22 protein-coding genes are annotated in these 20,282 nt (G+C 75.1%); 12 read left to right on the top strand and 10 right to left on the bottom strand.

Going from position 1 to position 20,282, the window contains the following annotated elements; all coding sequences use genetic code 11:
• Window positions 1-95: 95 nt before the first annotated feature.
• Complete coding sequence (locus tag KDL28_RS09185) at window positions 96-2,630, top strand: ATP-dependent Clp protease ATP-binding subunit (RefSeq protein WP_252436982.1); 2,535 nt, start codon at window positions 96-98, stop codon at window positions 2,628-2,630.
• A gap of 230 nt (window positions 2,631-2,860) precedes the next feature.
• Window positions 2,861-3,862 (top strand): YihY/virulence factor BrkB family protein, encoded by a 1,002-nt coding sequence (locus KDL28_RS09180; RefSeq protein ID WP_252436981.1) that lies wholly within the window; start codon window positions 2,861-2,863, stop codon window positions 3,860-3,862.
• Window positions 3,863-3,878: 16 nt separating this feature from the next.
• Here the strand turns inward: KDL28_RS09180 and KDL28_RS09175 are convergent, their stop codons facing one another.
• A complete protein-coding gene (locus tag KDL28_RS09175) occupies window positions 3,879-4,568 on the bottom strand; it encodes a winged helix-turn-helix transcriptional regulator (RefSeq protein ID WP_252436980.1) in 690 nt (229 codons plus the stop codon).
• A gap of 47 nt (window positions 4,569-4,615) precedes the next feature.
• On the opposite strand from KDL28_RS09175, the gene KDL28_RS09170 reads away from it, so the two are divergent.
• A complete protein-coding gene (locus KDL28_RS09170; RefSeq protein ID WP_252436979.1) occupies window positions 4,616-5,299 on the top strand; it encodes an alpha/beta fold hydrolase in 684 nt (227 codons plus the stop codon).
• A gap of 12 nt (window positions 5,300-5,311) precedes the next feature.
• On the opposite strand, the gene KDL28_RS09165 is transcribed toward KDL28_RS09170, so the two are convergent.
• Complete coding sequence (locus KDL28_RS09165; RefSeq protein WP_252436978.1) at window positions 5,312-6,007, bottom strand: helix-turn-helix transcriptional regulator; 696 nt, start codon at window positions 6,005-6,007, stop codon at window positions 5,312-5,314.
• A 64-nt stretch (window positions 6,008-6,071) separates the two neighbouring features.
• On the opposite strand from KDL28_RS09165, the gene KDL28_RS09160 reads away from it, so the two are divergent.
• Complete coding sequence (locus KDL28_RS09160) at window positions 6,072-6,947, top strand: alpha/beta fold hydrolase (protein ID WP_252436977.1); 876 nt, start codon at window positions 6,072-6,074, stop codon at window positions 6,945-6,947.
• A 13-nt stretch (window positions 6,948-6,960) separates the two neighbouring features.
• Here the strand turns inward: KDL28_RS09160 and KDL28_RS09155 are convergent, their stop codons facing one another.
• On the bottom strand, window positions 6,961-7,551 hold the full coding sequence (locus tag KDL28_RS09155; protein ID WP_252436976.1) for a sigma-54-dependent transcriptional regulator family protein: 591 nt from the start codon (window positions 7,549-7,551) through the stop codon (window positions 6,961-6,963).
• Window positions 7,552-7,680: 129 nt separating this feature from the next.
• Here KDL28_RS09155 and KDL28_RS09150 point away from each other — a divergent pair, with 129 nt between their 5' ends.
• Window positions 7,681-8,241 carry a GNAT family N-acetyltransferase gene (locus tag KDL28_RS09150; protein ID WP_252436975.1) on the top strand — a complete coding sequence of 187 codons (561 nt, stop codon included), beginning with the start codon at window positions 7,681-7,683 and terminating at the stop codon, window positions 8,239-8,241.
• A gap of 99 nt (window positions 8,242-8,340) precedes the next feature.
• Here the strand turns inward: KDL28_RS09150 and KDL28_RS09145 are convergent, their stop codons facing one another.
• From KDL28_RS09145 to KDL28_RS09135, 3 genes are all read right to left on the bottom strand, one after another.
• On the bottom strand, window positions 8,341-9,093 hold the full coding sequence (locus tag KDL28_RS09145; protein ID WP_252436974.1) for an SIR2 family NAD-dependent protein deacylase: 753 nt from the start codon (window positions 9,091-9,093) through the stop codon (window positions 8,341-8,343).
• 86 nt (window positions 9,094-9,179) lie between these two features.
• The gene (locus KDL28_RS09140) at window positions 9,180-9,488 is read right to left on the bottom strand and encodes an antibiotic biosynthesis monooxygenase family protein (protein WP_252436973.1); all 309 of its coding nucleotides are present in this window, start codon (window positions 9,486-9,488) and stop codon (window positions 9,180-9,182) included.
• Between the two features lie 146 nt (window positions 9,489-9,634).
• Window positions 9,635-10,093, bottom strand: a complete 459-nt coding sequence (locus KDL28_RS09135) for a 2'-5' RNA ligase family protein (protein ID WP_252436972.1) — start codon at window positions 10,091-10,093, stop codon at window positions 9,635-9,637.
• Window positions 10,094-10,277: 184 nt separating this feature from the next.
• Between KDL28_RS09135 and KDL28_RS09130 the strand changes: the two genes are divergently transcribed.
• Complete coding sequence (locus tag KDL28_RS09130) at window positions 10,278-10,973, top strand: L-2-amino-thiazoline-4-carboxylic acid hydrolase (protein WP_252436971.1); 696 nt, start codon at window positions 10,278-10,280, stop codon at window positions 10,971-10,973.
• Here the strand turns inward: KDL28_RS09130 and KDL28_RS09125 are convergent.
• The gene (locus KDL28_RS09125; protein WP_372496926.1) at window positions 10,962-11,828 is read right to left on the bottom strand and encodes an iron-sulfur binding domain-containing protein; all 867 of its coding nucleotides are present in this window, start codon (window positions 11,826-11,828) and stop codon (window positions 10,962-10,964) included. The two genes, KDL28_RS09130 and KDL28_RS09125, sit on opposite strands and share 12 nt — an antisense overlap.
• 162 nt (window positions 11,829-11,990) lie before the next feature.
• On the opposite strand from KDL28_RS09125, the gene KDL28_RS09120 reads away from it, so the two are divergent.
• Window positions 11,991-12,893, top strand: a complete 903-nt coding sequence (locus KDL28_RS09120; protein WP_252436969.1) for a hypothetical protein — start codon at window positions 11,991-11,993, stop codon at window positions 12,891-12,893.
• A gap of 24 nt (window positions 12,894-12,917) precedes the next feature.
• Here KDL28_RS09120 and radA read toward each other — a convergent pair whose 3' ends face one another.
• Window positions 12,918-14,279, bottom strand: a complete 1,362-nt coding sequence (gene radA, locus KDL28_RS09115; protein WP_252436968.1) for a DNA repair protein RadA — start codon at window positions 14,277-14,279, stop codon at window positions 12,918-12,920.
• The gene (locus KDL28_RS09110) at window positions 14,276-15,064 is read right to left on the bottom strand and encodes a copper chaperone PCu(A)C domain-containing protein (protein ID WP_252436967.1); all 789 of its coding nucleotides are present in this window, start codon (window positions 15,062-15,064) and stop codon (window positions 14,276-14,278) included. The genes radA and KDL28_RS09110 overlap by 4 nt, the downstream gene beginning before the upstream one ends.
• 252 nt (window positions 15,065-15,316) lie before the next feature.
• Here KDL28_RS09110 and KDL28_RS09105 point away from each other — a divergent pair, with 252 nt between their 5' ends.
• Genes KDL28_RS09105 through ispF form a run of 3 tightly spaced genes read left to right on the top strand, consistent with a single transcriptional unit; the run spans window position 15,317 to window position 17,049 of the window.
• Complete coding sequence (locus KDL28_RS09105; RefSeq protein ID WP_075953662.1) at window positions 15,317-15,808, top strand: CarD family transcriptional regulator; 492 nt, start codon at window positions 15,317-15,319, stop codon at window positions 15,806-15,808.
• 56 nt (window positions 15,809-15,864) lie between these two features.
• A complete protein-coding gene (locus KDL28_RS09100) occupies window positions 15,865-16,548 on the top strand; it encodes an IspD/TarI family cytidylyltransferase (RefSeq protein WP_252436966.1) in 684 nt (227 codons plus the stop codon).
• A 36-nt stretch (window positions 16,549-16,584) separates the two neighbouring features.
• Complete coding sequence (gene ispF, locus KDL28_RS09095; RefSeq protein ID WP_252436964.1) at window positions 16,585-17,049, top strand: 2-C-methyl-D-erythritol 2,4-cyclodiphosphate synthase; 465 nt, start codon at window positions 16,585-16,587, stop codon at window positions 17,047-17,049.
• 228 nt (window positions 17,050-17,277) lie between these two features.
• On the opposite strand, the gene KDL28_RS09090 is transcribed toward ispF, so the two are convergent.
• Window positions 17,278-17,724, bottom strand: coding sequence for a VOC family protein (locus KDL28_RS09090; RefSeq protein WP_252436963.1), 447 nt, complete (start codon window positions 17,722-17,724; stop codon window positions 17,278-17,280).
• A gap of 96 nt (window positions 17,725-17,820) precedes the next feature.
• On the opposite strand from KDL28_RS09090, the gene cysS reads away from it, so the two are divergent.
• On the top strand, window positions 17,821-19,215 hold the full coding sequence (cysS, locus tag KDL28_RS09085; protein WP_252436962.1) for a cysteine--tRNA ligase: 1,395 nt from the start codon (window positions 17,821-17,823) through the stop codon (window positions 19,213-19,215).
• A 3-nt stretch (window positions 19,216-19,218) separates the two neighbouring features.
• Window positions 19,219-20,211, top strand: a complete 993-nt coding sequence (gene rlmB / locus KDL28_RS09080) for a 23S rRNA (guanosine(2251)-2'-O)-methyltransferase RlmB (RefSeq protein ID WP_252436961.1) — start codon at window positions 19,219-19,221, stop codon at window positions 20,209-20,211.
• Window positions 20,212-20,282 lie beyond the last annotated feature (71 nt).

Genomic DNA, 20,282 nt, shown 5'->3' with positions numbered 1-20,282 from the left:
CGTACGCGGCGCAGCGCGCGCCGCCCATGTTGACGGCGTCAGTCGCGGCACGACCCAGCGCGGCGTTGCACGGCGCAGTAGGCGAGGAGTACTAGATGTTCGAGAGGTTCACCGACCGAGCGAGGCGTGTTGTCGTTCTGGCCCAAGAAGAGGCCAGGATGCTCAACCACAACTACATCGGCACCGAGCACATCCTCCTCGGCCTCATCCACGAGGGCGAGGGAGTGGCCGCCAAGGCCCTGGAGTCCCTCGGGATCGCCCTGGAGGGCGTCCGCCAGCAGGTTGAAGAGATCATCGGCCAGGGCCAGCAGGCGCCGAGCGGGCACATCCCGTTCACCCCGCGGGCCAAGAAGGTGCTGGAGCTCTCGCTGCGCGAGGCCCTGCAGCTCGGCCACAACTACATCGGCACCGAGCACATCCTGCTCGGCCTGATCCGCGAGGGCGAGGGCGTCGCCGCGCAGGTCCTGGTCAAGCTGGGTGCCGACCTGAACCGGGTCCGCCAGCAGGTGCTCCAGCTGCTGTCGGGCTACCAGGGCAAGGAGCCGGCGGAGGGTGCCTCCGGCGGTCGCGGCGAGGGTGCCCCGTCCTCGTCGCTGGTGCTCGACCAGTTCGGTCGCAACCTCACCCAGTCCGCCCGCGAGGGCAAGCTGGACCCGGTCATCGGCCGGGAGAAGGAGATCGAGCGGGTCATGCAGGTCCTCTCCCGGAGGACCAAGAACAACCCGGTGCTGATCGGCGAGCCGGGCGTCGGCAAGACGGCCGTCGTCGAGGGGCTGGCCCAGGGCATCGTCCGCGGCGAGGTCCCGGAGACCCTGAAGGACAAGCAGCTCTACACGCTCGACCTGGGGTCACTGGTCGCCGGTTCCCGGTACCGCGGTGACTTCGAGGAGCGCCTGAAGAAGGTGCTCAAGGAGATCCGCACCCGCGGCGACATCATCCTGTTCATCGACGAGCTGCACACGCTCGTCGGCGCGGGTGCCGCCGAGGGCGCGATCGACGCGGCCAGCATCCTCAAGCCGATGCTGGCCCGCGGTGAGCTGCAGACGATCGGCGCCACCACGCTCGACGAGTACCGCAAGTACGTCGAGAAGGACGCCGCGCTGGAGCGCCGGTTCCAGCCGATCCAGGTCGGCGAGCCGAGCGTCAGCCACACCATCGAGATCCTCAAGGGCCTGCGCGACCGCTACGAGGCCCACCACCGGATCACGATCAGCGACAACGCCCTGGTGGCCGCGGCCACGCTGGCCGATCGCTACATCTCCGACCGGTTCCTCCCCGACAAGGCGATCGACCTGATCGACGAGGCCGGCGCCCGGATGCGCATCCGCCGGATGACCGCTCCGCCGGACCTGCGCGAGTTCGACGAGAAGATCGCGAACGTCCGCCGGGACAAGGAGTCGGCGATCGACGCGCAGGACTTCGAGCGGGCCGCGCACCTGCGCGACTCGGAGAAGCAGCTGCTGGCGCAGAAGGGCGAGCGCGAGAAGCAGTGGAAGTCCGGCGACCTCGACGTCGTCGCGGAGGTCGACGACGAGCAGATCGCCGAGGTGCTGGCCAACTGGACCGGCATCCCGGTGTTCAAGCTCACCGAGGAGGAGACCACGCGCCTGCTCCGCATGGAGGAGGAGCTGCACAAGCGGATCATCGGGCAGGAGGAGGCCGTCAAGTCGGTCTCGCAGGCCATCCGACGCACCCGGGCCGGCCTGAAGGACCCGAAGCGCCCGTCCGGCTCGTTCATCTTCGCCGGCCCGTCCGGCGTCGGTAAGACCGAGCTGTCCAAGGCGCTGGCGAACTTCCTGTTCGGCGAGGACGACGCCCTCATCCAGATCGACATGGGCGAGTTCCACGACCGCTACACCGCCTCGCGGCTGTTCGGTGCCCCTCCCGGGTACGTCGGCTACGAGGAGGGCGGCCAGCTCACCGAGAAGGTGCGCCGCAAGCCGTTCTCGGTCGTGCTGTTCGACGAGATCGAGAAGGCCCACCAGGAGATCTACAACACGCTCCTGCAGGTCCTGGAGGACGGCCGGCTGACCGACGGTCAGGGCCGCACGGTGGACTTCAAGAACACCGTGATCATCTTCACCTCGAACCTGGGCACCCAGGACATCTCGAAGGCCGTCGGCCTGGGCTTCGCCCAGGGCAACGACGAGCAGTCGAACTACGAGCGGATGAAGAACAAGGTCAACGACGAGCTGAAGAAGCACTTCCGCCCGGAGTTCCTCAACCGCATCGACGACATCGTGGTGTTCCACCAGCTCACCGAGCAGCAGATCATCACGATGGTCGACCTGATGATCGGGCGGGTCGAGCAGCAGCTGGCCAACAAGGACATGGCCATCGAGCTGACCCCGGCCGCCAAGGGCCTGCTGGCCCGCCGCGGCTTCGACCCGGTGCTGGGCGCCCGGCCGCTGCGCCGGACCATCCAGCGCGAGATCGAGGACCAGCTCTCCGAGAAGATCCTCTTCGGCGAGGTGGAAGCCGGTCAGATCGTCGTCGTCGACGTCGAGGGCTACGACCCGGACGGCGGCAAGGCCGCCGACGACAAGGCCAAGTTCGTCTTCCGCGGCGAGCCGAAGCCGGTCACGGTCCCCGACGCGCCGCCGGTGGACATGGCCAAGTCGGACGAGTGACGATGTAGGCCCAGCCCCACGCCTCGGCGCAGGACTACCGAACGGCCCGCCTGGAGCACCCCCTCCGGGCGGGCCGTTCGGCGTCCGCGGCCGCCCAACGGTCAGGTCCGTGATCGGAGGCAGGCCGAGCCCACGGCTGTACGCGCTGCCGGAGGCGCTGGCGCGGGACGGCGCCCGGGGGCGCCCCTCGACTGAGGCCCGCCCGGTCGGTTGCGGCTAGGTTCTTCCGGGTGAGCTCGGTGCGCGCCGTCCCGGAGACCGAGCTGGTCTCGTCCGACGAGCTCTCCGCCGACGACGCGTGGCACGCCGCGCGCCACCACGGCATGGGGCACCTGGTCCGGGGTGCGTTCGTCCGCTTCCGCTACGGCGACGGGTTCAGCCACGCGCGGGCGTTCGCGATGCAGCTCGCCCTGGCCACGGTGCCGCTGATCATCGCAGGGGCGGGGCTGGCCAATGCGCTGGGCGCGGAGTCGTTCGCCGAGGTCGTGGCGCGCACCGTCGTGGTGGTCTCGCCGGGGAACAACGACGCCCTGGTCGCGGACGCCGTGCAGGGCGGCTCGGAGGAGGGCAGCGAGCGGGCCGAGGTGGTGGTGGCGCTCGGGCTGGCGACCGCGTTCGCCGCGGCGACGTCGGCGTTCGCCCAGCTGGAGCGGGGGGCGAACCGGATCTACGGCACCAAGCGCGACCGACCCGCCCTGCGCAAGTACCTGCGGGCGGCGCTGCTCACCGCGACGGCGGGGGTCGCGATGGCGGTGGGCCTGCTGCTCATCGTGGCCGGCGAGCCGTTCGGGGACGCGCTGGAGGACGCCTACAGCTGGGGCGACCCGGTGGAGACGGTGTGGGACGTCGCCCGCTGGCCGCTGGGCCTGGCGGCGCTGCTCGTCGCGGTCACGCTGCTGTTCCGCTTCGCCCCGCGCCGGCGCCAGCCCGGCCCCACCTGGCTCGCGCTCGGCGCGTCGGTGACGGTGCTGGTGTGGCTGGTGGTGTCCGGGCTGCTCGCGCTCTACGTGGGCGTCGCCCCGGGCTTCGGCGACACCTACGGGCCGCTGACCGCGGTGATGGCGCTGCTGCTGTGGGCCAACCTCACCGGGATGGCCCTGCTGTTCGGGTTCGCGCTGGCCGCGCAGCTGGAGGCGGTGCGGGCCCAGATCCCCGACCCGCTGCTGCCCGACAGCGACGACGACGGCATCCCCGACGCCCTCGACGAGCACCCCGAGTCCCCGTCCCGCTGACCCGTCGAGAACGAACTCAGCGCCGTTCTGCACCGGTCCGAACGGCACCAGGTTCGTTCTCGACGGGGGTGGGGCGGGGGAAGCAGCGCAGCAGCCGCAGGGCCGCGGGGCGGTCGCCGTCGATGCGCAGGGCGCCCGAGGCCTCGGCCTCGGCGACGGGACGCCCGCCGAACGCGAGCGCGCGCAGGGTCGCGGGGTCGGTGGTCAGGACGCAGTCGGGGGTGTCGGCCTCGCCGCGAGCCAGGTCGAGCCGGCCGTCGCGGACGTCCAGGCGCAGCACGTCGTCGTCGAGGCGGACCGTGGCGCGCAGGCACAGGTCGCCGGCCACCGCCGGGTCGAACGTCGTGCGCAGCGCGAAGGCGAGCGCGTCGACGCTGAGATCGGCGCCGGTGTCGGGCACGGGGCGGCGCGCGCCCCAACGGGCCAGCGCGAGCAGCACCGGCTCCAGGTCGGCGCCCCGCTCGGTGAGGCGGTATACGCGGCTGCCGGCCGGCGGGCCGAGTCGGGCGCGGCGCACGACCCCGGCGTCCTCCAGCTCGCGCAGCCGCTGGGACAGCACGTTCTGGCTCAGCCCGGGCAGGCCGGCGGCGAGGTCGGTGAAGCGCTTGGGGCCGAGCACCAGCTCCCGCACGACGAGCAGGGCCCAGCGCTCGCCGACGACGTCCAGGGCGCGGGCGATGCCGCAGGGGTCGTCGTAGCTGCGCACGGCATCGAGTGTTGCACATCAGGAGTATCTACTCCTAGTTTAGGAGCATGACGTCGTTCGTGCTGATCCCCGGGGCCGGCGGTGCGGCCTGGTACTGGCACCGCGTGCTGCCCGAGCTGCGGGCCCGCGGCCACGAGGCGGTCGCGGTCGACCTGCCGGCCGCCGACCCCGCCGCGGGCCTCGCCGAGTACACCGACACCGTCGTGGCCGCGGTCGGCGACCGCACCGACGTCGTCCTGGTGGCGCAGTCGATGGGAGGGCTGACGGCGCCGCTGGTGGCGCGCCGGGTGCCGACGCGGATGGTGGTCATGCTCAACGCGATGACACCCCGCCCGGGCGAATCGGGCGGCGAGTGGTGGGAGGTCACCGGGCAGGCGGCCGCCGTCGAGGAGTGCGCGCGGAAGGGCGGCTGGGGCACCGACGACTTCCTGGAGCTGCTCTTCCACGACGTGCCGGCGCCGGTCCGGGCCGAGGCGATGGCCGGCGACGCCCCCGACCAGAGCGACACGCCGTTCGCCGCGCCGTGGCCCGGCCCCGACCCGGTCTTCGCGCCCGGCCTGCCGGTGCGCTTCCTGCAGGGTCGCGACGACCGGTTCTTCCCGCTGGAGTTCCAGCGCCGGCTCGCCCGCGACCGCCTCGGCGTCGAGCTCGACGAGATGCCCGGCGGCCACCTGGTGGCCCTCTCCCGCCCGGTCGAGCTGGCCGACCGGCTCGTCGCCTACCTGACCTGACGGGGGTGGGGGTCAGCGGAGGCGGACCGGGTGGGCGTCGGGCGGGGGCGTGCCGAACAGCGTCGCCGGATCGTGCTCGGGCGCCGGCTCGTTCGTCAGGTGCGCGGCGGTGATCCGGTCGGTGCGGAACCAGCGCGGTCCCTCGCGCAGCCGGCACCAGGCCAGCAGGTGCCAGTGGCCGCCCGTCGCGGCCAGCGCGACCGGCTCGACGGCGCGCTCGGTCTGCCCGCCGTCGCGGTCGCGGAAGCCGATGACCAGCACCCGCTGCCGGCGCAGGGCCTCGTCGATCACCCGGGCGACCGCGGGCCGCGGCACCTCCTCCGGCGTGCGCAGCCACAGCCGCGTCGCGATCGACTCGGCCCGCTCCCGCTCGGCCGCCGGCATCGCGGCCAGCACCTTGGACAGGGCGCTGCGCCCGTCGACGGCGAAGGGCAGGTCAGGCAGCGCGGCCAAAGCGACGGCGATGGCGGCCGCCTCGGCCGCGGTGATGCTCAGCGGGGGCATCCCGGCGCTGTCGAGCACGTAGCCGCCGCCCGGCCCGGCCTGCGCCCACAGCGGCAGCCCGGCCTGCAGCAGCGCGTCGATGTCGCGCTTGACCGTCCGCGTCGACACCTCCAGCCGCCGGGCCAGCCAGGCGCTGGTGCGCCCGGAGCGCCCGGCCGCGCGCAGCTCCTCGGCGATGGCGTACAGGCGCTCGGTCCGGTTCACGCCGTCGAGGATCGCAGAAAACGGTGACATCACGGTGTCACCGACCCCGCGCGATCCTCGATCCATGGCACAGACTCCCCAGTTCCTGGACCGTCCCGGTGGCCGTCGGGTGGCCGTGCACGACCTCACCCCGGGCGCCCCGGACGAGGCCCCGGTCGTCCTGCTCAGCCACGCCGCGCCGGGTGCGGGCGACTTCGACCCCGACCCGAAGGCCACCGCCGCCCACGGCGTGCGGCTGCTCTCGCTCGACCGCCCCGGCTACGGCGGCTCCGACCCGACCGACGACTTCGCCACCGTCGACTCGGCGGCCGACGACGCCGCCGCGCTGCTGGACGCGGTGCTCGCCCCCGGCGCGCGCGCCGGCGTGGCGGGCTGGTCGGCGGGCGGCCGGGTGGCGCTGGCCCTGGCCGCCCGCCGCCCGGAGCTGGTGTCCCGGGTCGCGGTGATCGGCACGCCCGCCCCGGACGAGGAGGTGTCCTGGATCCCCGCCGAGCACATGGCCGGCCTCGACGCGCTGCGCGGGCAGCCCGCGCCCGTCGCGCAGGCCGCGCTGACCCCGGTGTTCGAGCCGATGCTGGTCGGCGCGTCCGGCGCGGACCGCCTCGGCCTCGTCGGCGCCGCGGACGTCGACGCCCCGGTGCTCGCGGGCGACGGGGTCGCCGACCGGCTGGGGACGATGCTCGACAGCGCGGTCGCGCAGGGTTCGGTCGGGCTGGTGGCCGACCTGGTCGGCTACACGCTGCGGCCGTGGGGCTTCGACCCGGCCGACGTCCGCGCGCCGGTGCTGCTGGCCTACGGCGCCGCCGACGCCATCGGTCCCGAGCACGGCCGCTGGTGGGCCTCCCGGCTGCCGGCCGCCCGCCTCGAGGAGCACGACGGCCTGGGGCACCTGCTGGTCGTGCCCACCTGGGACCGCACGCTCTCCCACCTCACGGGCTGAGCCCGACGGACCGCTAGGCGGGGCGGCGGCGCAGGCGCAGCAACCAGCCGCCCAGGATCGGGTCGAGCACCGCCTCGCCGCCGACGACGGCGACCCGACCGCCGTCGTCGACCGCCACCCGCTCCGGGAGCCAGCCCTCCGGGTTGCACAGCAGCACCCGGCCGCTCAGCGCCAGCAGCGCGGCGGGCTCGCCGCGCGTCCGGTCGAGCAGCGGCAGGTGGCGGGCCAGCAGCAGCTCGTCGCGGACCGCCTGCTGCGCGACCAGCAGGCTCTCGGTGAGCATCGCGGCCGCGGCCACCAGCGCGGGGGTCGTCGGGTGCAGCGACCGCACCGGGCCGGTCACGTCCACGGCCCCGATCACCGCGCCGGCGTCCGGGTCGTGCACGGGGCACGCGGAGGACGTCCAGCGGTGCCGGGTGCGCCGGCCGGGGTCGCGGCGGGCGTCGCGCCACAGGACCCGCCCGTCGGCGTCGGTGACGACCATCGTGTGCCGCGCCTCGTCGGCGATCCGGACCAGGGTGTCGCGCAGCAGCGGGATAGCCGTCGCCAGCGGGTCGGGCGCGGGCTCGCACCCCACCCCCACCCCGGCGTCCAGAACCTCCACCCGTCGAGGATCGGTGGCGCATCGCGGGCCGGGCAAGCGCGACGGGCCCCGGCACGTCCCGACGGACAGGTAACCGACCGCCACCATCCGCGACTTCTCCCGCGGCCGGTGATCGACGAGGCTGGTCGGATGACGACCGGTGAGGACATCCGGGTGGCGACCGCGGCCGACGCCGACGCGATCGCCGCGCTGCACGCCGACAGCTGGCGGCGCACCTACCGCGGCATGATGCTCGACTCCTACCTCGACGGCGACCTCGACGGCGAGCGCCGCGGTGTCTGGCGCGGGCGGTTCGCCGACCCGCGCCCCGACCAGCGCGTCTGGGTGGCCGTCGACGGCAGCGGCCTGCTCGGGTTCGCCTGCCTGTTCGGCGACGGCGACCCCACCTGGGGCGCCTACGTCGACAACCTGCACGTCCGCGTCGACCAGCGCGGCCGCGGGCTCGGGCTGGCGCTGCTGCGGCGGGCCGCGGAGTGGACGCTGCGGGAGCGGCCGGGCGCCGGGATGTGGTTGTGGGTGATGGAGCGGAACGAGAACGCCCGCGGCTTCTACCGGCGGGCCGGGGCCGTCGAGGTCGAGCGGACGATCTCGACCACCCCGGCCGAGGACTCGGCCCCGATCCTGCGCTGCCACTGGCCCGACCCGGCCACCGTGGCCACCCCGTCCCCCCGATCCCCGTCCCCCCGATGACAGGAAAGCCACCATCAGGACGTCTGGTGTCCTGATGGTGGCTTTCCTGACACGGGACGGGACGGGACGGGACGGGACGGGACGGGGTGGGGCGCGGGATCAGTGCCAGGTGAGGCGTTCGTCGAGGGCCTGGAGGGTGGCGGCGGCGGGGGCGGCGAGGCCGACGCCACGGCCGTGGCGCACCCCGGGCTCGGCCGGGTTGATCCGGACCAGCGCCCCGGACGCCGCGCTGGCCACCTCGGCCTCGCGGCGGACGGTGGGGACCGCCGTCCCCGCCCCGATCTCGACGACGGCGAGCCGCGCACCGGCGTTCCGGAGCCCGCGCAGCCACGCCGTGTGCTCGCCGACCTGCTCGGCGGACCGGTCGGCGACCCACTCGGTGTCGCCGAACATCAGGATGTTGGGGCGGGCGAGCGCGCCGCACGCGGGGCAGGCGGGCAGGGGCGGCGTCGCCCGCATGGTCGCCGGGTCGACGGCGACGACGACGTCGTCGGCCGACCAGACGGGCTGTCCGCAGTCGACCAGGCACTGCAGGAAGTGGATCGACCCGTGGCACTCGGCCACGCCGGGCAGCCCGGCCCGCTGGAACTGCCCGTCGACGTTGGACGTGAACACCCGCGTCGGGCGCCGCCGGGCCCAGCGGGCCAGCACCCCGAACCCGGGGTGCGGCGCGGTCGTCCGGTACAGGCCCAGCCGGTGGCCGTAGAAGCCCCAGGCCAGCTCGGGGTCGGTGGTGAAGTGGGAGGGGTCGGCGATCTCGGTGAACCGCAGCCCGAGGGCCCGGTACGGCGGGTAGGCCCGCCAGAAGCCCTCCGGGCCGCGGAAGTCGGGCAGCCCGGAGTCGACGCCCATGCCGGCGCCCGCGCAGACGAGCAGCGCGTCGGCGCCGGCCAGGAGCTCGGCGGCCCGGTCGAGGTCGGCGGCCGGGGCCGCCGCGCTCAGGACGACGCCACGGACTGCTGGACGACCTCGAACTCCAGCAGCGACGACCCCGACGCGACCGGGCGGGCGCGCTCGCCGGAGTGCGCGGTCATCGCCGGCCCCTGCAGCCACGCCTGGAACGACTCCTCGGTGTCCCAGTGGGTGACGACGAAGTACCGGTCCTCGCCCTTGACCGGGCGCAGCAGCTCGAACGACAGGAACCCGGGCTGGCCGTCGACCGCGTGCAGCCGGTTGGCGAACCGCTTCTCCAGCTCCGGACCCGCGCCCTCGGGCACCTCGATTGCATTGATCTTCACGACGGCCATGGGCCCCAGGGTAGTGCGGGTGCGGCGCGCCGCGTGGACGCCCGACGGCTCGCCCCCGAGCCACCCCGCGGCTCCCGAAGTTCAGGAAGGCCACCTTCCTGAACCCCGGGCGCCATGAAGGTGGCCTTCCTGAACCCGGCGGGGCGTCAGCTGATCTCGACGCCGGTCACCCGGGCGCGGACGGGCGTGACGGGGTGCAGCGCGGCGAAGGCCTCCGCCGGCCGTTCGACGGCCAGCACGCAGTGCGGCAGCCAGGTGCCCGGCAGGTACGCCGCGACCGGGCCGCGGACCCGCCCGGCCAGCGCGTCGTGCACGGCGGCGTGCACGGCCAGCAGTTCGGCGTCGACCACGGCCGCGAGCACCAGCTCGTCGGGTCGACCGGCCACCGTGCCGAGGGTGGCGAGCCATATCGAGGGCAGCGCGAGCAGGCGCAGCTCGGCGTCGAGGGCCGCGCGGGCCGGCGCGGGCACCGACCCGGCGGCGGCGACGGTCACCGTCGGCTGATCGCCGGGAACGGCGATCCCGAGCCCGCCCACCCGGTCCCGAAGGGCGTCGATCGCGGCGACCGCCGCGTCGTCGAGCCGGAACCGCACGCCCTGCGCCATCAGCCCCCCGCCGGTCGCGGCGCCGGTTGACGGCGCCGGGCGGATCGTATTCACTGCCCGCGCACACATCTCAGCGCCGGTAGGGGGTGGAGCGCGCTGGTCAACCCGGACGTCCGGGCGGCCAGTGGCGCGCTCCGACGAGCGCTCCGGTCCGCCCGGTCGTCCCGACCGGAAGGACTCCACCGTGAGCGACCCCGCTATCAGCGACCCGACCGCGCGCGACCACGACCGCGACAGCCGCGCCGTCGTCGCGCTCTTCTTCGACCGCCTCGACCACGACCTGGCCGCGGGCGGCACCCCGGCGCCCGTGCGACGGGCGGTGGTCGAGCGGATCCGGGCCGGCTACGCCGAGCTGGTCGCGGCCCCGACCGAGCTGCCCGACGACGCCGCCCGCTCCAACCTGCGCTACGTCGCCGCCGTCGTCGCCGCACACCGGGTGCTGCGCGAGGACCACCCCGCCGACACCCTCCTCGACTGGCTGACCAGCGCGTTCGTCGAACCGCTCGCCGGTGCCGTCACCGCGGGCACGCGAGCGATGCTGGACGCCGCGCCCGACCCGTTCGCCGCGATGGTCGCGGTCGCCCGGGAGCGGGAGAGCACGGACTTCGGCGCCGAGTTCCGCTTCGCGCACCCGCACGACGACGACGGCCGCTTCCACGCCGACGTGCACCGCTGCGGCTACCACGAGCACCTCACCCGGCTCGGGGAACCGGGGCTGACCCCGGTGCTGTGCGCCTTCGACACCAGCTGGATCCGGGCCATCGACCCGGAGCGCCACGGGTTCGCCTTCACCCGCGCCACCACGATCGGGCTGGGCGGGACGCACTGCCCGTTCCACTTCCGGCGCACGGGTCGGGCCGGGGAGCGGTCAGACGGGTAGCGCGAAGCGGCCGTCGTCGAGCTGCTCGGCGAGCCCGTCGACGAGCAGCGAGTCGAGGCAGCGGTCGCGCTGGGCGGCGTCGGACCACGCGGCGTCCAGCGCGGCCCGCTCGACCGGCGCGTGCGCGCCGCGCAGCACGTCGAGCAGCCGGCCGCGCACCTGGCGGTCGGTGCCGGCGAAGGCCTGCACGGGCCGCCGCGGCCCGGTGTACTGCGGCGACCCCGCGGCCACCCAGGCGCACTCCTCGCGGACGGGGCAGATCCCGCAGCGGGGCGCGCGGGCCGTGCAGACCACGGCGCCGAGCTCCATCAACCCGATCGAGACGACCGCGGCGTCGGCGTCGGCGGCCGGCAGCAGCGCGTCGACGTCGGCGAGGTCGGCGCGGACGCGGGCGGGCCCGGCGTCGCCCGCGCCGTGCACGGCCCTGGCCACCACCCGCCGGACGTTGGTGTCGACGACCGGGCACCGCAGGCCGTAGCCGAACGCGGCGACGGCGCGCGCCGTGTACGAGCCGACGCCGGGCAGCGCCTCCAGGGCGTCCACGTCGGACGGCACGACGTCGCCGTGCCGCTCGGCGATCACCGCGGCCGCCTCGTGCAGGCGCAGGGCGCGGCGCGGGTAGCCGAGCTTGCCCCAGGCGCGCAGCACGTCGGCCCGGGGTGCGGCGGCCAGCGCGGAGGGGGTGGGCCAGCGGGCCATCCACTCGGTCCAGATCGGCTCGACGCGCGCCACCGGCGTCTGCTGGAGCATGAACTCGCTGACCAGCACGCCCCACGCGGTTGTGCCCTCGCGGCGCCACGGGAAGTCGCGGGCGTGCCGCGGGTACCAGTCGAGCAGGAGGTCGGGCAGCGGCACGGCGCCAGATGGTGCCACAGCAGCGACACGCCGTCGTACCTCGGGCGGGTCGGGTGATGATCGTCCGGGGGTCCGTCCCGAGGGTGGTTCGCCGCGCCGCACCCGGGCCGTCCGGGACACCGGTGCGAACCCTGTGGTAATCGGCCCGGTACCCTCAGTGACATGTGGGAGCCAGTCGGGCCGCTCCCCGCGGGCGTCTACTGGCGCAGGCGGTGCGTGGCCATCGCCTCGACGCTCGGCACCGTCGTGGTGGTCAGTTGGTTGATCGCCGCGCTGCTGACCCCGGCCCGGTCGGCGCCGCTGGAGGCGGCCCTCGCCGTGGCCACCCAGTCGGACGGGCAGCCCACCGAGCAGGCCGCCCCGGAGTCGGGCGGGGCCTCGCCGAACCCCGCAGCGGCCCCCGCGCTGCCGACGACGCCGTCCGCCCCGGCGGTCGTCGCCCCGCTCCCACCCGCTCCCGCCCCACCGCCGGTCACCCCGAACGCCACCACCCAGCCCCGGGCCCCGGCGGTCGCGCAGGCCCCGACGACCACCGAACGCTACGGCTTCGGCCCGTCCGGTCGCGGCGGGCGGTCCATCGAGCCCGCGTCCACCGAGCAGCTGCTCCCCGACGACAACCCGCGCCGCACGGGCCCGACGTCCACCCCGGTCGCGCTGCCCTCCACCGGCCCCGCGCCCTGCCCCGACGCGGCGCTGGCGGTGACCACCGAGGTCGACCCGCAGGTCCACCGGATCACCGAGAACCCCGTGCTGCGGCTGGTCGTCACCAACGTCTCGGCCCACCCCTGCCTGCGCGACCTGGACGCCGCCCGCCAGGAGATCGTGGTGTGGGGCGTCGACGGCGCCCGGCTGTGGTCCAGCAACGACTGCTCCCGCGCGGCCGGTGTCGACCTGCGCACGCTGGTCCCCGGCCAGCCCGCGGTGTTCGCGGTCACCTGGGTCGGGCGCACGTCCGCCCCGGGCTGCCAGGGCACGCGGACCGGGGTCCCGGTCGGCACCTACAACGTGATGACCCGGGTCGACGACGTCATCAGCCCCCCGGTCCCGGTGGTCCGCACGCCCTGAGGCGACCCGTGGGCGAGGTCCGCGCTAGCGCACGGCGTCGAGGACGGCGCCGATGTCGCGCACCTCGGTGATCTTCATGCCGGCCGGGCCGGTGCCGCTGTCCGGCGGCACCAGCGCGTGGGTGAAGCCCAGCCGGAACGCCTCGGCGAGGCGGCGGTCCACGCCCGCCACCCGGCGCACCTCACCGGCCAGCCCGATCTCGCCCAGCACCACGACGTCGGCGGGCAGCGCGACGTCGCGCTTGGCCGAGGTGATCGCCAGCGCCAGTGCCAGGTCGGCGGCGGGCTCGACGACCCGCATCCCGCCCACCGTCGCCGCGTAGACCTCGGCGTCGTGCAGGCGCACCCCGGCGCGCTTCTCCAGCACCGCGAGCAGCATCGCGACGCGGGCGTTGTCCAGCCCGCTGACCGCCCGCCGCGGGCTCGGGATGTCCTTGCCGGTCACCAGGGCCTGCAGCTCGGCGGGCAGCGGGCGGCGGCCGTCGAGCACCACCGTGACGGCGGTGCCGGGCACGGGCGGCCCGTCGAAGCGGTCGAGGAACAGCCCCGACGGGTCGGGCATGCCGACGATCCCGGAGTCGCGCAGCTCGAAGCAGCCGACCTCGTCGGCCGGGCCGAACCGGTTCTTCACCCCGCGCACCATCCGCAGCGTGGAGTGCTTGTCGCCCTCGAACGAGAGCACCACGTCGACCAGGTGCTCCAGCACCCGCGGCCCGGCGATGCCGCCGTCCTTGGTGACGTGGCCGACGAGCACCACCGGCAGCCCGCGCTCCTTGGCCAGCCCGGTGAGCGCGACGGTGACGGCCCGGGTCTGGGTGACCCCGCCGGGCGCGCCGTCCGCGGTGGCGGTGGACATCGTCTGGATCGAGTCGACGATCAGCAGGTCGGGGCGCAGCGCGTCGATGTGCCCGACGATCGACCCCAGGTCGGACTCGGCGGCCAGGTACAGCTCGTCGCGCAGGGCGTTCGTGCGCTCGGCCCGCAGCCGCACCTGCCCGGCCGACTCCTCGCCGGTGACGTAGAGCACCCGGCCCGGCGCCCGCGCCGCGACCTCCAGCAGCAGCGTCGACTTGCCGACGCCGGGCTCCCCGGCCAGCAGCACGACCGCGCCGGGGACCAGGCCGCCACCGAGCACGCGGTCGAGCTCGGACACCCCGGTCGGCCGGGCGCGCGCCGAGTCGAGTTCGACGTCGGAGATGCGCCGGGCGGGCGCGCTCGGCGCCCCCGCCGCGACCACCCGCCCGCGCGGCGCGGGGGCCTCCGGCGCGGACTCCTCCAGCGAGCCCCATGCCTGGCAGGCCGGGCACCTCCCGACCCACTGGCCGGTCCGGTGGCCGCACTCCGCGCAGCGGTAGCCCGCGCGGACCGTCCGGGTGCGGGGGGTCACTCCCCGTGCTCGGCCTCGCGCGTGGCGGTCGTGTTGGCCACCGGCACGTCGATGCGGACCTCACCGGCCCGCTCGAAGCGCAGCACCAGCGGGTAGGTCAGGCCGGCGCGCACCTCCTCGCGCAGCCCGGTGAGCACGACCCGGGTGCCCTCGTCGACCGCGTTCGGGTCCTCGACGGTGCCCTGTCCCGGCCCGGCCGGGTCGAAGCCGCCCGCGGTGGGCTGGGCGCTCAGGGTCGGCTGGTCGGCGCCGACGGCGTTCGGCTCACCGGTGGGGGCCACGGTGCGGCTGGGCAGGCCGGGGATCGGCGTGGGTGTCGCGGCGGCGCCGGGCGCGCCCGGGGCGGTGGTGGCACCCGGCGCGGCCGTGCCGGTGGGGGTCGGCGCCGGTGCCGACGGAGCGGGGGCCGGCAGTTCGCCCTCGACCACGAGGACCTGGCCGGCCTCGATCTCGGTCTCGCCGCTGACCTGGACCGAGGCCGCGACCGGGCTCGACGCGGACACCAGCCGGTCGGGGCCGGAGCCGAAGTTGACGATGCTCATCTGCAGCGGCGCCGCGCCGCCGGGCGGGTAGCGGGTGGCGCCCTCGCCGTCCTCGGCGAACGCGATGCTGACGTCGCGGACCGCGATCTGGCCGACGTCGGCGCTCGCGCCGCCGACCGCCGCGACCTGGCCTGCGGTCTGGGTGATCTGACCGGCACCGCACCCGGCGAGGGTGATGGCCCCGATCACGGCGGCGGCGACGGCGGCTGCTCCGGTCGGGCGAACGTGCGGCTTGCGGCTCACGGGGTCAGGTCCCTCCTGAATCGACGCGTCCAGCGCACCGCGGGCACCACGGGGCTGCGGGCCGTCCGCGATGCCGGCGGGACCGGACCAGCGTGGAGCCTAATGGGGAGCCGGAGATGCCGCCGAAAGGCCCGCCGCAGGCACGTTTCGTCCGTGTTGTCAACCCCGTGACCTGCGACGACGGGTGGTACCGGGCGAGAGGGGCCGGTTCGGGCGTGTTAACCTGGATGCAGCGAAAGGGGCAGAGGACACATGGTTTTCAAGGTCGGAGAGACCGTCGTCTACCCGCACCACGGTGCCGCTCTCATCGAGGCCATCGAGACTCGGACGATCAAGGGCGAGGAGCGCAAGTACCTCGTCCTCAAGGTCGCGCAGGGTGATCTCACGGTGCGTGTTCCCGCCGAGAACGCCGAGGTCGTCGGCGTTCGCGATGTGGTGGGCCAAGAAGGTCTGGACAGGGTGTTCGAGGTGCTCCGCGCCCCGCACACCGAAGAGCCGACGAACTGGTCTCGCCGGTACAAGGCGAACCTGGAGAAGTTGGCGTCGGGGGACGTCAACAAGGTCGCCGAGGTCGTCCGCGACCTCTGGCGCAGGGAGAAGGACCGCGGCCTGTCCGCGGGCGAGAAGCGCATGCTCGCCAAGGCGCGCCAGATCCTGGTCAGCGAGCTGGCACTGGCCGAGGGCACCGACGAAGAGCGGGCCGAGGTCCTGCTCGACGAGGTGCTGGCCACCGCCACCGCCTGAGCGCGGCACCGCACCACCCCGCAACGCAGCACTCCACCACGGGCCACGATCCCCGCATGAACGTCGATGCGGTGGTCGTGGCCTCTGGTGTTCCCGGCGCGGTGGACGCGCTGACCCCGGTCGGCGGGGTGCCGATGATCGCCCGATCGGTGCGCGCCCTGCTCGCCGGGCTGTCCACAACGGAGAGATCCGATCGGGTGATCGTGGTCGCCCCCGCCGGACGGCGCGACGCGATCGAACGCGCGTGCGCGGGCCTCCCGGTCGACGTGCGCGAGACCGTGCCGGTGGCGGCCGGTCGCGCGCGGAGTGGGGAGGCACACGTCGGTCAACGAACGACCCCCTCCCCGGGTGACGGTCTCCGCGACATTCCTCACGACGATCCGGTGACGATCCTGCACGACGCGGCTCGCCCGTTGGCCCCGCCCGCCCTCGTCGCCGCCGTACTGGCCGAAGCGGCCACCGGCTGCGCCGCCGTCGTGCCGGTGCTGCCCCTCACCGACACCGTCAAGCTCGTCGACCCCGCCGGCATCGTCACCGCCACCCCCGACCGCGCCGACCTGCGGGTGCTGCAGACCCCGCAGGTGGTCCGCACGGCGCTGCTCGACCCCGCCGAGGACCCGTTCGCCACGATCCTGCGGCTGGCCGCGCGGGGCCACGTGCGCCACGTCCCGGGCGACCCGGCGGCCTTCCCCGTGCTGACGGCGTGGGACCTGCGGCTGGCCGAGCTGCTCGTGCATTAGCGTCCGCCACGCTCGTTGTCGGCGGAGGGGGAGCGGATGCGCGTCGGGATCGGCACGGACGTGCACCCGATCGAACCGGGGCGGGCGTGCTGGCTGGCCGGGCTGCGCTGGGACGACGCCGACGGCTGCGCCGGGCACTCCGACGGCGACGTGGCCGCGCACGCCCTCTGCGACGCCATGCTCTCCGCCGCTGGCCTGGGCGACCTCGGCGCCGTGTTCGGCACCGGCCGTCCCGAGTGGACGGACGCCGGCGGCGTGGCGTTGCTCACGGAGGTCCGCGAGCTGCTGGTGGCGCGGGACTGGGTGCTGGGCAACGCCGCGGTCCAGGTCATCGGGAACCGGCCGCGGATCGGCCCCCGCCGCGCCGAGGCCCAGGAGGTGCTCTCGGCGGCGGCCGGGGGACCGGTCGCGGTCTCCGGCACCACCACCGACGGCCTCGGCCTCACCGGCCGCGGCGAAGGCCTCGCCGCCGTCGCCACCGCCCTCCTGCTGCCCCGCTGAAACCTGCGGTCCGCCCCCGCCCCATCCGGCGGGGCCACGGCGCTCGTCGCGTCCGCTCGCCGATCGCGCGGCCCGCTCGTCGCCTGCCCGAGGGGGCACGGTGGCCCCGGCGGGTCCTCGCAGACGCAGTTGTGTCGCGCAGCGTCGGGTGTGTCGTCGCAGCGTGCCGGCGCGCTGCGAGAACACGTTCAGGGCTGCGAGGTGTGCTAGGACCGACGGTCCGGGGCGTCACGACATCGCGTCGAGGCGGGCCTGGGTCTGCTCCGCGCTCAGGTCCTCGATCCGCTGGCTGAGCATCCACTGGTGGCCGAACGGGTCGCGCAGCCGGCCGCCGTAGTCGCCGTAGCCGTGGTCGGCCAGCTCGAAGATCGTGGTGGCACCGCCCGCGCGCATCCGGGCCGCCACGGCGTCGGCGTCCGACACGTCCAGGCTCATGATCACCGGCATGCCGCCGTCGCCGGGGGCCGGGTCGCCGTCGCCGGCGTCCTTGACGGCGAACCGGACGGGTCCGGCCACCACCATCGAGTGGACCACTCGACCGTCGGCGCCGGTGTAGCGCTCGACCACCTCGCCGTTGAAGGCTGCGGCGTAGAACTCCAACGCGGCGTCCGCGCCCTCGACGACCAACCGCGGGTACAGGGCCACCAGGTCGGCGGCAGCAGATGACTGGCTCATGACCGCGATCATCGTCGCGGTCGGTCCCCGCCGTCGTGGACGAAACGGAACTGACCTGGCCGGTCGTCCCCGCCACGGTGTCCGTACCCTGGGAGGGTGAGCCTCAGATTGTTCGACACCGCCACCAGGGAGCAGCGGGACTTCGTCCCGGTGCGGGCCGGGGTTGCGTCGATCTACGTCTGTGGCGCCACCGTGCAGGGCCACCCGCACATCGGGCACGTCCGCTCCGGCCTGAACTACGACGTGCTGCGCCGCTGGCTCAGCTACCGCGGTCTCGACGTCCGGCTCGTCCGCAACGTCACCGACATCGACGACAAGATCCTGCTGAAGGCCTACGAGTCGGGTCGGCCGTGGTGGGAGTGGGGGGCGACGCACGAGCGCGCCTTCCAGTGGGCCTACGACGCGCTGGGCTGCCTGCCGGCCTCCATCGAGCCGCGGGCCACGGGGCACGTGCCGCAGATGGTCGAGCTGATGCAGCGCCTGATCGACGGCGGGCACGCCTACGCGGCCGGTGGCGACGTCTACTTCGCCGTGCGCTCCTACCCGGAGTACGGCGAGCTGTCCCACCAGCGCCCCGACGAGCTCAACCAGGGCGAGACCGAGGCGGGCGGCAAGCGCGACCCGCTCGACTTCACCCTGTGGAAGGGCGGCAAGCCCGGCGAGCCGTCCTGGCCGACGCCGTGGGGCCCGGGCCGTCCCGGCTGGCACCTGGAGTGCTCGGCGATGGCCACCTTCTACCTGGGTGCCGAGTTCGACATCCACGGCGGCGGGCTCGACCTGGTGTTCCCGCACCACGAGAACGAGCGGGCGCAGTCGCGCTCGGCAGGCGACGGGTTCGCCCGGTACTGGCTGCACAACAACTGGGTCACCCTCGGCGGCGACAAGATGTCCAAGTCGCTGGGCAACACCCTGTCGGTGCCCGCTGTGCTCAAGCGGGTGCGCGGCGTCGAGCTGCGGTACTACCTGGTCGCGCCGCACTACCGGTCGGCCATCGAGTACACCGACGCGGCGCTGGAGGAGTCGGTGGCCGCGTACCGGCGCATCGAGTCCCTGGTGCACCGCGTGCGTGAGCGGGCCGGGGCGCCGGAGGTAGCGAAGGTGATCGACGCGCGCTTCGCCGAGGCCCTCGACGACGACCTGGGCACGCCGGCCGCGCTGGCCGCCGTGCACGCGGCCGTCCGCGAGGCCAACAGCGCCCTCGACGCGGGCGACCACCCGGCCGCGGTGGCCGCGGCCGAGCGGGTGCGGGCGATGACCGGGGTGCTCGGGCTCGACCCGCTCGACCCGCAGTGGGTCTCCGCCGACAGCGGCCAGGACGCCGCGGCCGGTGCGCTGTCCGCGCTGGTCGACGACCTGCTCGAGCAGCGGGCCGCCGCGCGCAAGGCCCGCGACTTCGCCACCGCCGACGAGGTGCGCGACCGTTTGACCGCCGCCGGGGTGATCGTCGAGGACAACCCGGACGGCTCCACCTGGACCTTGAAGGGCGTGTAAGCGATGGCCGGCAACTCCCGGCGCCGGGGTGCGATCCGCAAGGACGGCACGAAGAAGGGCGCCGTCACCGGCTCCGGCGGCCAGCGCCGCCGCGGCCTGGAGGGCAAGGGCCCGACCCCGCCCAAGGAGATGCGCCCCGCCCACCCGGCGGCGCGCAAGGCGAAGTCGGCGGCCAAGGCGGCCGCCAAGAACAGCGCGGGCGGCCGGCGCGGCGCGGCCGGTCTCGCGGGCAACCGCCGCCGCCCCGGCGACGGCGACACCCCGGAGACCGTGCTCGGGCGCAACCCGGTGCTGGAGTGCCTGCGCGCCGGTGTCCCGGCCACGGCGCTGCAGGTCGTGGTGGGCAGCACGTCCGACGAGCGGGTGGCCGAGGCGGTGTCCCTGGCCGCCGGGTCCGGCATCTCGATCCTGGAGCTGCAGCGCGGCGAGCTCGACCGGATCGCCGGCGGCGCGCTGCACCAGGGCGTGGCGCTGCAGGTGCCGCCCTACGAGTACGCCCACCCCGACGAGCTGCTGGAGATCGCCTCCGAGTCCGGCTCGCCGGGGCTGATCGTCGCGCTCGACGGTGTCACCGACCCGCGCAACCTGGGTGCGATCGTGCGCTCGGTCGGGGCGTTCGGCGGGCACGGCGTGGTGGTCCCGCAGCGGCGCGCCGCCGGGATGACGGCGGTCGCGTGGCGCACGTCGGCGGGCACGGCGGCCCGGGTGCCGGTGGCCCGCGCCACCAACCTCACCCGCACGCTGCGCGAGTACGCCACCGCCGGCTACATGGTCGCGGGCCTCGACGCCGAGGGCTCGGTCAGCCTCGACCACTTCGACCTCGCCGCCGACCCGCTGGTGCTGGTGATCGGCTCGGAGGGCAAGGGCCTGTCCCGGCTGGTCCGCCAGACCTGCGACGTCACGGTCTCGATCCCGATGTCCGGCCCGGTCGAGTCGCTCAACGCCTCGGTCGCCGCCGGCGTCGTCCTGGCCGAGGTCGCCCGCCGCCGCCGCTGACCCGGGGGTGGGGGGGGGGGGGGGGGGGGGGGGGGGGGGGGGGGGCCGCCCCCCGCGCCAGGGGCGGGGGC

The sequence above is a fragment of the Pseudonocardia humida genome (genome assembly GCF_023898865.1).
GTDB lineage: Bacteria > Actinomycetota > Actinomycetes > Mycobacteriales > Pseudonocardiaceae > Pseudonocardia > Pseudonocardia humida.
This window is presented reverse-complemented; position numbering and strand designations above follow the sequence as displayed.

Coding starts and splice junctions, on each gene's coding strand:
- KDL28_RS09185 (WP_252436982.1), top strand. CDS start 96: ATGTTCGAGAGGTTCACCGACCGAGCGAGGCGTGTTGTCGTTCTGGCC.
- KDL28_RS09170 (WP_252436979.1), top strand. CDS start 4,616: ATGACGTCGTTCGTGCTGATCCCCGGGGCCGGCGGTGCGGCCTGGTAC.
- KDL28_RS09160 (WP_252436977.1), top strand. CDS start 6,072: ATGGCACAGACTCCCCAGTTCCTGGACCGTCCCGGTGGCCGTCGGGTG.
- KDL28_RS09150 (WP_252436975.1), top strand. CDS start 7,681: ATGACGACCGGTGAGGACATCCGGGTGGCGACCGCGGCCGACGCCGAC.
- KDL28_RS09145 (WP_252436974.1), bottom strand. CDS start 9,093: ATGGGCGTCGACTCCGGGCTGCCCGACTTCCGCGGCCCGGAGGGCTTC.
- KDL28_RS09140 (WP_252436973.1), bottom strand. CDS start 9,488: ATGGCCGTCGTGAAGATCAATGCAATCGAGGTGCCCGAGGGCGCGGGT.
- KDL28_RS09135 (WP_252436972.1), bottom strand. CDS start 10,093: ATGGCGCAGGGCGTGCGGTTCCGGCTCGACGACGCGGCGGTCGCCGCG.
- KDL28_RS09120 (WP_252436969.1), top strand. CDS start 11,991: ATGTGGGAGCCAGTCGGGCCGCTCCCCGCGGGCGTCTACTGGCGCAGG.
- KDL28_RS09105 (WP_075953662.1), top strand. CDS start 15,317: ATGGTTTTCAAGGTCGGAGAGACCGTCGTCTACCCGCACCACGGTGCC.
- KDL28_RS09100 (WP_252436966.1), top strand. CDS start 15,865: ATGAACGTCGATGCGGTGGTCGTGGCCTCTGGTGTTCCCGGCGCGGTG.
- ispF (WP_252436964.1), top strand. CDS start 16,585: ATGCGCGTCGGGATCGGCACGGACGTGCACCCGATCGAACCGGGGCGG.
- KDL28_RS09090 (WP_252436963.1), bottom strand. CDS start 17,724: ATGAGCCAGTCATCTGCTGCCGCCGACCTGGTGGCCCTGTACCCGCGG.
- rlmB (WP_252436961.1), top strand. CDS start 19,219: ATGGCCGGCAACTCCCGGCGCCGGGGTGCGATCCGCAAGGACGGCACG.